The sequence below is a fragment of the Brevundimonas viscosa genome (assembly GCF_900116065.1).
GTDB classification, from domain to species: Bacteria; Pseudomonadota; Alphaproteobacteria; order Caulobacterales; family Caulobacteraceae; genus Brevundimonas; species Brevundimonas viscosa.
This window is the reverse complement of record NZ_FOZV01000013.1, coordinates 20,612-30,626: the sequence shown is the minus strand read 5'-3', so window position 1 is coordinate 30,626 and position 10,015 is coordinate 20,612. Positions and strand designations below refer to the sequence as shown.

The window sequence follows — 10,015 nt, the reverse complement described above, 5'->3', positions numbered from 1 at the left end:
AGGGGCGGACTCTAGCTATTCCTGGAGGAGTTTCAGGGGGTCACGTCACCCGGGTCTTGTGGAGCAACAACACCGCCTGCTGCGCCTTCGACCTCACAGCCACGAACCGCATGGTCGGCCGCGTCGGTCTTGCCCCGCTTCACATAGGCCTTCACGTAAGCTGGCGGCGTGAGCCGCACCTCGTGCCCAATCGCCATCATCTTACGCGCTCAGTGGTGGGCTGAGGCGCACTCCTCGATCCCGATCACGCATGGCCCAATCGATTGGAAGAAGGCCAGCACCTGGCCGTGCCGCAGATACCGCTCCTAGACGTGACGTCCCTGATGACGACACCGCCAGAACAGCCGGTTAGGCGGAGGTCATCCACACCATCACATCACGTCCGCCGAGTTCTTCAAATACCACTCATAGACTGAAGCGATGCCGTCCGAGAGACCAATAGCGGGTTTCCAGCCCAACTCGGACAACTTCTGACCACTCATGAGCTTTCGCGGCGTTCCGTCAGGCTTGGACGGATCAGTGCGGATCCTTCCCTTGTAGCCGACGACTTCGCAAACCAAGTGGGCGAGATCGAGGACAGACAGGTCCTTGCCGGATCCAACGTTTACATGCTCGCCATCTGAGTAGCGCTCCATCAGAAAGATGCACGCGTCAGCGCAGTCGTCGGCGTGAAGGAACTCACGGCGAGGTAAGCCAGTACCCCACAGCGTGATCTCCTTGGCACCTGAAACCTTTGCCTCGTGTGCCTTGCGAATGAGCGCGGGAAGGACATGACTGGACCGGAGGTCAAAGTTGTCGCCGGGACCGTACAAGTTAGTGGGCATCGCGCTGATGAAGTCATGCCCATGCTGCTTTCTGTAGGCTTGAGCAAGCTTGATGCCGGCAATCTTGGCGACGGCGTACCACTCATTTGTCGGCTCCAAAGGCCCCGTAAGCAACGCGTCCTCCCGGATTGGTTGCGGGGCTGCTTTTGGGTAGATGCAGCTCGACCCAAGGAACAACAACTTGTGAACGCCTTGGCGGTGAGCTGCTTCGGTGACGTTAGCTGCGATCATCAGGTTCTGATATAGAAAATCGGCAGCGTACGTGTCGTTTGCCAGAATTCCGCCGACCTTCGCGGCGGCCATAAATATGGCATCCGGGCGGGCCTCGGCCATCCAACGTTCCACTTGGGTCGATTGGGTAAGGTCAACTACTGTTCTATCAGCAACGAGGATGTCACATTCCTCGCGCCGCAGCCGCCGAACTAACGCTGAACCGACTAGGCCACGATGTCCGGCCACCCACACGCGCTTCCCCTTAAGGGGAAAGATAATTTTAGCGGGCATCGTGGAGGTGCTCGCGGGCTACCGTTATCAGATCTGCAGCAACCATCTCTCTACACAAAGCGTCCCACCGGGTTGCGTGAACCCAACCCAGCTTCGCCTTAGCCTTGGCGGGATCACCGATAAGGAGGTCCACTTCGGTCGGACGGAAGTAGCGTCGATCGACCTCCACATAAATCCGTCCCGTGTCCTTACATACCCCCTTTTCATCGACGCCTTCGCCCTCCCAACGCAGCCGGATGCCAACTTCGCTGAAAGCGAGTTCTACAAAGTCGCGTACCTGGGTCGTCTCACCAGTGGCTAAAACATAATCGTCGGGGTGATCCTGCTGTAGGATCAGCCACATACCTCGAACGTATTCCTTGGCATGTCCCCAGTCGCGGCGAGCGTCGAGGTTGCCGAGGAACAGCCTTTCTTGGTGGCCGAGCTTAATCGCTGCCACCGCCCGCGTGATCTTGCGCGTGACGAAAGTCTCACCGCGCAATGGGCTCTCGTGGTTGAACAAGATTCCGTTGGAGGCGTGCATCCCGTATGCCTCACGGTAGTTCACAACGATCCAGTAGGCATACAGCTTCGCGGCGGCGTAGGGACTGCGCGGATAGAACGGCGTAGTCTCTGACTGTGGGACTTCCTGCACTAAGCCGTACAGCTCGGATGTCGACGCCTGATAGAAGCGCGTCTTCTTTTCCAAGCCCAGGATGCGAATCGCCTCGAGGATACGAAGGGTGCCGATTCCGTCGGCATTTGCGGTGTATTCCGGCGTCTCAAAAGAAACCGCCACGTGGCTTTGGGCGGCGAGGTTGTAAATCTCGTCAGGCTGTACCTGCTGAATGAGCCGAATCAAATTCGTCGAGTCGGTAAGATCACCGTAGTGGAGAAAGAACTTCGCGTCGGGCACGTGCGGATCGCGGTATAAATGTTCGATCCGACCCGTATTGAATGAAGATGATCGGCGCTTAATTCCGTGCACGATGTAGCCCTTCTCAAGCAGAAGCTCGGCAAGGTAGGCACCGTCCTGTCCGGTAATCCCCGTGATCAAGGCAACCTTTTGTGTAGATGTGGTACTCATCAGTCTCTTTTTGAACTTCGGAGGCGACGCGCTGTCCTCTTAGCGCATGGCCTCGGTTGGCGCGAGATGAGATTGCGAAGAGGCAAAATTTTGTAGGTCCAGGTCCCAAGATGGTGGCTGGCTTTGCACGTTCCCACAAATCACGGGGACGTGGCCGCGGATTAGCGCGGGCGCCGAAGGAATGTGCGGTAAACGGATCCGAGAAACTGGGGCCCGATTACAAGTAGGCATGTACGTAGAAGAAAGTAGGCGACGGTAAGTAGTGGGAGCATCGCGGGAACCTGAAGCTTAAGCTTCATGATTTCCCATTCGCTCCTCACGTTCTTCCAGCCGCCTCGACGCGCGTAGAAGTTTTCGCCCATTCGCGCTTCCACCAGCGCGCTGGGCAGGTTGGCGAGAGTGCGGCCCTGCGCGAGCAGTTTCAACCAAAGTGCGTAGTCCTCCTTGTGGGGCACATTGGGGTATCCTCCGCAGGCTAAGAGTGCTTCTGTTCGAATGAGTGCTGTCATATGGTTGATCGGGTTTCGAGCTACCGCCCACCGAAGCACATCCGCGGGTGCGGACGGCATCATTTTGGCGCAGGTCCGACCATCGGGATCGAACTCAACAATATTGCAACCTAAAACGTCGATCTCTGGATGTTCCACCAGATAGTCGATCTGCCGCCTGAATCGGTCCGGGTGATTAATATCGTCGGCGTCGCACCGGGCGATCCAAGGCGTTCTGACATAGGGAAGAGCGGCGTTGAGATTGTGGTGCAGGCCGGGTGTGCCGGTGTTCCGCACTCGGCGTAGTGGCAGACTCTGGACACTTTCAATCTCGGCGTAGAGAGCCGGAGTCAGTTCGCCATCTTCACATACTATGACCTCAAATGGTGCCAGAGTGCTGGAGCGGATGCTGTTGAAGGCGGCGCGTAGATCCGCCGGCCGGTCGCGATGGTAGACTGGTAGCAGGCAACTGAAGGCGTAGGGTGTCAAAATTGTTCGCCCAAGGGGAGCGATGCGGCGGGTCGATACACGCCGAGCGCGACAGGATGTCCGAATATTCTTACACAGGGCGCGCGCGGGCTTCAACGGGTCATAGTGCGCCGGAAAAATCTGGCTGGCGGCCCAGGCCCGTGCTATTCGCACGACCATAGGCAGTGCCGCCTGCGTGCGCCTGCCTGCGGCGGCGGGTTGTCCAAGCCGGCTATCTTGCGGTGCAATCGGGGCCGACGAGTGAATCTCTCACGAAGCAGTAGAATGCATAGCAACACTGAGACTCGCTGCGAGCGCATGTTACTCGAAGTTGGGTTCAGGCATATGAAAGAACGGAGGAGGTTATCAATCGTTCTAAACATCGCTGCTATCGCGGTGGGGCTCCTCGTCCTTCCGGTAGTCTACAACCTGGCGGTGTATTTCGAGCGTGCTCCGGAGTTGGATGCGGTCGCGATGTGGCGGCATATCTACATCAATGCTGGGGCGAACACGTTAGCGATGCTTGGGGCGGCCCGAACCGCGCGGGTTGGACGGCTTGATAGGCAAATTGCGGGGGCGCTAACCGTGACAATCATGGCCCATGGGGCGGTTGCATTTCTGACGCTGGCCTTCCGTTTCTACTACTCGAACCAGCTGATGTTGTTAGCCGCTGGGGTATCAGTGGCTTCCTCTTTCCTCGTCCTGGCTGTCGCGCGGAGCTTTCATCAACCTCGCGCTGCGCTAATTGGGCCTTGGCATCCGATCGCAAGCGAGCTCCGAGTCGCCTATGATCACTTGGCTACGCCGGTCTCGGATCTCCGCGGCTACGATTTGGTGCTTACGACCTCAGCTGAGCCGGCCGATGGATGGACGGTGGCTCTGACGCAGACGATGATGGCGGGGAAGCCAGTGCGGCACGTTGCTGAGTATATTGAGGAAGAGCAGGGCATTGTATCGATTGAGCACTTCACGCTCGATCACCTGCCCCTGGGCGGGCTGACTTCGTACCAGACGCGCAAGCGGCTGTTGGATGTGGGCCTGGTAGTTCTCGCTGCGCCCGTGGCCCTACCGCTGTTGGTGCTCGGAGCATGCGGTATCTGGGCGACGATGGGGAGGCCGGTGTTGTTCGTGCAGTCTAGGGTCGGTTTGGGCGGAAAAGTATTTCGGATGTACAAGCTACGCACCATGAGGCCTGCAGCCCCCGGCGCGGGTGAAAGCGCCACCGGCCGCAATGACTTGCGGGTGACCCGGTTGGGCAACTGGCTACGACGATTCCGCATCGATGAGTTGCCACAGCTCTGGAACGTGTTGAAGGGCGACATGAGCATTATTGGGCCACGGCCTGAGCAGCCCCTTCTAACCGAGGAATACTGCCGCAGATTGCCAGCGTTCGCTTACCGCAGTCTTGTGCGGCCCGGAATCACCGGCTGGGCACAGGTACGGGCTGGATACGCGAGCGACTTGGAAGAGACCCGGGTCAAGCTGGCATACGATCTCTACTATCTGAAAAATTTTTCCTACGCGCTGGACCTGCAGATCATATTGCGGACAGCGAGCACTCTGCTGACCGGGGGGGGGGTCCGATGACTGGGAGCGTCATGGTGACGGGCGGCGCGGGCTACATTGGTAGCCACACCGTGTTGGCCTTGTTGGAACAAGGGTTCGATCCTTTCGTCGTTGATGACCTCTCAACTGGATCTCGCCTGGCGGTTCCCGATCAGGTCCACTTATATATCGGTGACGTTGGCGATAAGGATTTTGTCCGAGGAATCCTCCGCGACCGTCGTCCAAAGTCACTCATGCACTTTGCGGGCAGCATCGTTGTTGAAGAATCGGTAAGAGATCCGGGAAAGTACTTCCGCAACAATACCGCGAGCACCTTGGCGCTACTTGAAAGCTGGATCGCCTACGGTGGAGGCGAATTCATTTTCTCTTCGACGGCGGCGGTCTACGGAATGCCTGAGACGCTGCCGGTCTCGGAGGACGCTCCGAAGAATCCGATCAGTCCCTACGGCTCGTCGAAATGGATGTCCGAGCAGATGATCCGCGATCTGGCGGCGGCTCATCCCGAATTTAGGCCGGTCTGTCTTCGGTATTTCAATGTTGCTGGCGCTGATCCTGCGGGCAGGACAGGCCAGAGGGGGCCGCAGTCAACCCACTTGATTAGGGTGGCGACTGAAGTTGCGTTGGGATTGCGTGGTCGGATGAGCGTTTTTGGCGATGATTACGACACCCGTGACGGAACGTGCGAGCGTGACTTCATTCACGTCAGCGATCTAGCGGACGCCCACGTCGCTGCGCTGCAGTATCTTGAGGCTGGAGGGACTCCCGCCGCATTCAACTGCGGCTACGGCCAAGGCTACACTGTGCTTGAGGTTCTCGCGGCCTTGGAACAAGTCCTTGGGTACCCGGTCGCGGCGGACCGGGCACCGCGGCGGCCCGGAGATCCGGCGCGCCTGATCGCTAACACGGATGCGATCCGCCGGTCGTTGGCTTGGACCCCCCGGCGTCAGGAACTTACCGCGATTTTGGAGTCAGCTCTTGCATGGCAGGCTGCACTTAACCGCTAACTAGCTTGGCGACAGGGATAACTTGGAGAGATAGGCTCCATATTCGCTCTTCTTTAGAGCATCCGCGGCGCGAGCGACTTCTTCACGGTCAATCAGGCCCTGACGAAAGGCGATCTCCTCCGGGCAAGCGATCTTCAGGCCTTGGCGCTTTTCGAGCACGTTCACATAAGCGCTCGCTTCCAGAAGCGCCTCGTGCGTTCCGGCGTCGAACCAGGCGAAGCCGCGGCCCAGCCGTTCGACGTTCAGGGAGCCGCGCTCGAGGTAGTGCCGGTTGACGTCGGTGATCTCGAGTTCGCCGCGGGCGGAGGGCTTAATGCTACGGGCGATCTCGACGACTTCGGGGTCGTAGAAATAGATGCCGATCACCGCCCAGTCGGACTGCGGAGACTTCGGCTTCTCCTCGATGGTTCGGGCGATGCCGTCACCATCAAAGGTGACGATGCCGTACCGTTCCGGATCGTTGACCTGGTAGGCGAACACCGTGGCGCCGGACTCGAGCCTCTGCCGCGCGCCGATCAGCGCGTCGGGCAGGCCGTGGCCGTAGATGATATTGTCGCCGAGGATGAGGCAGGAGTGGTGGCCGCGGACAAAGTCTGCGCCGATGATGTAGGCCTCCGCCAGCCCGTTGGGCGAGGGCTGCTCCGCATAGCTAAGAGAGATCCCCCACTGGCTCCCGTCGCCGAGGACCCGTTCGAAGGTCGGCCGGTCGTAGGGCGTGGTGATGATTAGGATTTCGGTGATCCCTGCCAGCATCAGGGTGGTCAGCGGATGATAGATCATCGGCTTGTCGTAGACCGGAAGCAACTGCTTGGAGGTCACCAGTGTCAGTGGGTGAAGGCGCGTGCCGCTGCCGCCGGCAAGAATGATGCCCTTCATGATGTTTTCCTCGCTTTGATCGAGCCCGTTTTGATCGGGCCCAAAAGGATGTCCAGGCAATCCTCGAGCGCCTCGCGCCAGTCAGGCATGCTGACGCCGTACACGCGTTCGAGATGGCCCGTCGCCAGCCGGGAGTCCGGCGGCCGGCGGGCGGGCGTGGGATAGTCTTCAGTCGAGATGGCGCGCACACGGCAGGCGGGGCCGCCCCGGGCGAGCGAACCTTCCATGATGGCGCGGGCGAAACCGCACCAGGTCGTCTCGCCGCGGCTCGCCACGTGGAACACGCCCCACGTGTCCGGCGCTCCGGAGGTCAGTGCGGCAGGCGCGATGAGTGCCGCGACGTCAGCCAGGTCGCGCGCGAAGGTCGGCTTTCCTCGCTGGTCGTCGACGACTCCCAGCTCCTCCCTCTCGGCCGCAAGGCGCAGCATCGTCTTGAGGAAGTTGGCCCCGTGCGGGCTGCAGACCCACGCCGTACGCAGGATGACCGACCGGGGATTGGCGGCGGCCAACGCTTCTTCTCCGAGCAGCTTGCTGCGCCCGTACACGCCGAGCGGATTGGTGGCGTCGGTTTCGGTGTAGGGTTCACCCTTTTCGCCATCGAACACATAGTCGGTGGAGAAGTGGATGAAGGGCGCGCCCAGGCTGGCGGCTGCGGCCGCGGCTGCGGCCGGGCCGTCAGCGTTGAGCGCCATCGCTGCGGCTTCCTCAATCTCTGCCCGGTCAACCGCCGTATAGGCGGCGGCGTTGATCACCAGATCAGGCCTACGGGCGAGAACGGCGTCCCGGGCGGCAAGCGGGTTCGCCAGATCGACCTCGGCGCGCCCCACCGCCTCGACCTCATGCCCGTCCGCGCGAAGCCGGGGGACGAGCGCGGTGGCCACCTGGCCCGAGCGGCCCAGGACGAGGATGCGGGACATCAGGTTCCGACCAGGCCGAGACGGTCGCCCGAATACACGCCGTCGCGAAGCGGCCGCCACCAGGACTCGTTGGCCAGGTACCAATGCACGGTCCGGCCCAGCCCCTCCTCGAAGGTGACGCTGGAGGACCAGCCAAGCTCACGTTCGGCCTTAGTGGAGTCGATGGCATAGCGGGCGTCGTGGCCGGGGCGGTCCGTGACGAACGTAATCAGCTCCCGCCGCGCATGATTGAGGGGGCGTGCGGCGTCAAGAATATCGCAGATGGCCTCCACCACCTCCAGGTTGCGCCGTTCGGCGCGGCCGCCGAAGTTGTACTTTTCGCCCGGAGCGCCGCGAACCAGCGCGAGAGCGATGCCCTTCGCGTGATCCTCGACGAACAGCCAGTCGCGGACGTTTGAGCCGTCGCCGTACACCGGCAGCGGCTTGCCCTCAAGAGCGTTGAGAATGACCAGCGGGATCAGCTTCTCGGGGAAGTGATAGGGGCCGTAGTTGTTCGAGCAGTTGGTGATGACAGTTTGCAGGCCGTAGGTCTCATGCCAGGCGCTCACCAGATGGTCCGACGCCGCCTTCGAGGCGGAGTAGGGCGAGCGCGGGTCGTAGGCGGTGGTCTCGGTGAACAGCCCCGTCGGCCCCAGCGATCCGTACACCTCGTCCGTCGAGACATGAATGAAGCGGAAGGCGCGACGGCTCTCGCCCTCCAGATCGGCGCAGTAGGCCCGCGCTGCCTCGAGCAGGACGTGGGTCCCGACGATGTTGGTCTGGATGAAGGCTGCCGAGCCGGTGATGGACCGGTCCACATGGCTTTCCGCGGCCAGGTGGATGATGGCGTCCGGCCGGAAGTCGTGGAACGCCTGACGCATGACGCCGGCGTCACAGATGTCAGCCTTGAGGAACTCGTATCGCCCCGATGCCTCGAGTTCCGCGACATTCGCCGGGTTGGCGGCGTACGTCAGGCTGTCCACGTTGAGAGCAGTCCAGCCGAGATCTCCAACGATATGGCGGCAAACGGCCGAGCCAATGAAGCCGCATCCCCCGGTGATGATAACCCGCATATCTGGCCTGTCTCAGTCGAAAAGGGCGGCGTGCGCCAACCGGGGAAGGTTCCGATCCTTGTCCGAAAGGACCGGTTCGGCGACCGGCAGAGGCCAGCCGACCGCAAGGTCCGGGTCGTCCCAAGCCACGCCGGCGTCATTCGCCCCGCTGTAGGGAGCGGTGACCTTGTAGGCCACGATCGTGTCAGACTCGAGGGTCAGGAAGCCGTGGGCAAAGCCGACGGGAACGAGCAGTTGAAGGCCGTTCTCGGCGCTCAATTCGAGCCCGTACCACTGTCGGAAGGTCGGCGAAGACCTGCGCAGGTCGACCGCGACATCCCAGACCGAGCCGGCGATGACGCGCACCAGCTTGTCCTGGGCGAAGGGGGCTGTCTGGAAGTGCAGACCGCGAAGGGTGCCTGTCGCCCGCGACAGAGACTGGTTGTCCTGGACGAAGGGGGCGTCGAATCCGTCGTCGGCGAGGGCCGACTGGCTGAAGGTCTCGCTGAAATGGCCGCGATCGTCCGCGAACCTGCGGGTCTCGATGATGCGCAATTCAGGGATCCAGGACCGCGTAATCCGGAAGTTGCTCATTTTCTGCCCCTAACCGCGTGACACGTCATGCAACCTGCGGTGCTCCGGGCCGCCGCTGCCGTGCCCCCCGACTTCGGCCGCAGTGTATCTGCACGCGATCCCCGCCCGAAGCAAGGGGACCCCCCGTCAGACGTCGAGCAGGTCGCGAATGTCGCCTTGATGCTCTCAGCCGCCGGCCTAGGTGTTCAGTCCCGAGGTGTGGGGGAATCAGTCAAGCTGATCCTTCATTCCAGGAGGCACTATGGGCCAGGTACTCCACGGCAGCGCCACGACCACGCACGCCGTCCGAGCTGCGATACAGCGATCGAAGGCTCCGCTCAAAGAGCTAGCGGCGCGACACGGGCTCAACCACAAGACCGTCGCCAAATGGCGCAAGCGGGCCTTCGTCCATGACGCGCCGATGGGCCCCAAAACGGCTCGCTCGACAGTTCTGACGCCCGAGGAAGAGGCGATCGTCGCCTTCCGCAGGCATACCCTGCTGCCGCCGGACTGTCTCTACGCGCTCCAGGCGACGCTACTGAACCTGACCCGGTCGTCGCTTCACCGTTGTCTGAAGCGCCACGGCATCAGCCGCCTGCCCGTGGGGCGGTTCATGAGGCCGCCGTTGCCGACGTGGCACCACTGTGCCCGCGGAGCCACCACACGGGTTGTTTGGCCCGTCCGAGCGGCGCGAGATC

9 protein-coding genes and 2 pseudogenes are annotated in these 10,015 nt (G+C 61.5%); 3 read left to right on the top strand and 8 right to left on the bottom strand.

Annotated elements, in window-relative coordinates; genetic code table 11:
* Positions 1-49 precede the first annotated feature (49 nt).
* The 4 genes and pseudogenes from BM333_RS16220 to BM333_RS15235 form a co-directional block, all read right to left on the bottom strand.
* Positions 50-296 (bottom strand): annotated as a pseudogene (locus BM333_RS16220) (IS110 family transposase); the annotation flags it as partial.
* Positions 297-371: 75 nt separating this feature from the next.
* Positions 372-1,328 (bottom strand): GDP-L-fucose synthase, encoded by a 957-nt coding sequence (fcl, locus tag BM333_RS15245; RefSeq protein WP_092313715.1) that lies wholly within the window; start codon positions 1,326-1,328, stop codon positions 372-374.
* Entirely contained in the window at positions 1,318-2,394 is a 1,077-nt protein-coding gene (gene gmd, locus BM333_RS15240) for a GDP-mannose 4,6-dehydratase (protein ID WP_092313712.1), read from the bottom strand. Before gmd ends, fcl begins: the two co-directional genes overlap by 11 nt.
* Before the next feature lie 161 nt (positions 2,395-2,555).
* Entirely contained in the window at positions 2,556-3,371 is an 816-nt protein-coding gene (locus BM333_RS15235) for a glycosyltransferase (RefSeq protein ID WP_177221922.1), read from the bottom strand.
* Between the two features lie 297 nt (positions 3,372-3,668).
* Between BM333_RS15235 and BM333_RS15230 the strand changes: the two genes are divergently transcribed.
* Both BM333_RS15230 and galE read left to right on the top strand, forming a co-directional pair.
* On the top strand, positions 3,669-4,937 hold the full coding sequence (locus BM333_RS15230; RefSeq protein ID WP_177221921.1) for a sugar transferase: 1,269 nt from the start codon (positions 3,669-3,671) through the stop codon (positions 4,935-4,937).
* 11 nt (positions 4,938-4,948) lie between these two features.
* Complete coding sequence (gene galE, locus BM333_RS15225; RefSeq protein ID WP_218151476.1) at positions 4,949-5,920, top strand: UDP-glucose 4-epimerase GalE; 972 nt, start codon at positions 4,949-4,951, stop codon at positions 5,918-5,920.
* Here galE and rfbA read toward each other — a convergent pair whose 3' ends face one another.
* Genes rfbA through rfbC form a run of 4 tightly spaced genes read right to left on the bottom strand, consistent with a single transcriptional unit; the run spans position 5,921 to position 9,338 of the window.
* On the bottom strand, positions 5,921-6,796 hold the full coding sequence (gene rfbA / locus BM333_RS15220) for a glucose-1-phosphate thymidylyltransferase RfbA (RefSeq protein ID WP_092313700.1): 876 nt from the start codon (positions 6,794-6,796) through the stop codon (positions 5,921-5,923).
* Positions 6,793-7,713, bottom strand: a complete 921-nt coding sequence (rfbD, locus tag BM333_RS15215; RefSeq protein ID WP_092313697.1) for a dTDP-4-dehydrorhamnose reductase — start codon at positions 7,711-7,713, stop codon at positions 6,793-6,795. Before rfbD ends, rfbA begins: the two co-directional genes overlap by 4 nt.
* A complete protein-coding gene (rfbB, locus tag BM333_RS15210; protein ID WP_092313694.1) occupies positions 7,713-8,765 on the bottom strand; it encodes a dTDP-glucose 4,6-dehydratase in 1,053 nt (350 codons plus the stop codon). The genes rfbD and rfbB overlap by 1 nt, the downstream gene beginning before the upstream one ends.
* 12 nt (positions 8,766-8,777) lie before the next feature.
* On the bottom strand, positions 8,778-9,338 hold the full coding sequence (gene rfbC, locus BM333_RS15205) for a dTDP-4-dehydrorhamnose 3,5-epimerase (RefSeq protein ID WP_092313691.1): 561 nt from the start codon (positions 9,336-9,338) through the stop codon (positions 8,778-8,780).
* 241 nt (positions 9,339-9,579) lie between these two features.
* On the opposite strand from rfbC, the pseudogene BM333_RS15200 reads away from it, so the two are divergent.
* Positions 9,580-9,918, top strand: a pseudogene (locus BM333_RS15200) (IS481 family transposase); the annotation flags it as partial.
* Positions 9,919-10,015: the final 97 nt, after the last annotated feature.

Excerpts from the sequence above, each read along its gene's own strand:
- galE (WP_218151476.1), top strand. The coding sequence starts at position 4,949 with ATGGTGACGGGCGGCGCGGGCTACATTGGTAGCCACACCGTGTTGGCC.
- rfbA (WP_092313700.1), bottom strand. The coding sequence starts at position 6,796 with ATGAAGGGCATCATTCTTGCCGGCGGCAGCGGCACGCGCCTTCACCCA.
- rfbB (WP_092313694.1), bottom strand. The coding sequence starts at position 8,765 with ATGCGGGTTATCATCACCGGGGGATGCGGCTTCATTGGCTCGGCCGTT.
- gmd (WP_092313712.1), bottom strand. The coding sequence starts at position 2,394 with ATGAGTACCACATCTACACAAAAGGTTGCCTTGATCACGGGGATTACC.
- BM333_RS15230 (WP_177221921.1), top strand. The coding sequence starts at position 3,669 with ATGTTACTCGAAGTTGGGTTCAGGCATATGAAAGAACGGAGGAGGTTA.
- fcl (WP_092313715.1), bottom strand. The coding sequence starts at position 1,328 with ATGCCCGCTAAAATTATCTTTCCCCTTAAGGGGAAGCGCGTGTGGGTG.
- rfbD (WP_092313697.1), bottom strand. The coding sequence starts at position 7,713 with ATGTCCCGCATCCTCGTCCTGGGCCGCTCGGGCCAGGTGGCCACCGCG.
- rfbC (WP_092313691.1), bottom strand. The coding sequence starts at position 9,338 with ATGAGCAACTTCCGGATTACGCGGTCCTGGATCCCTGAATTGCGCATC.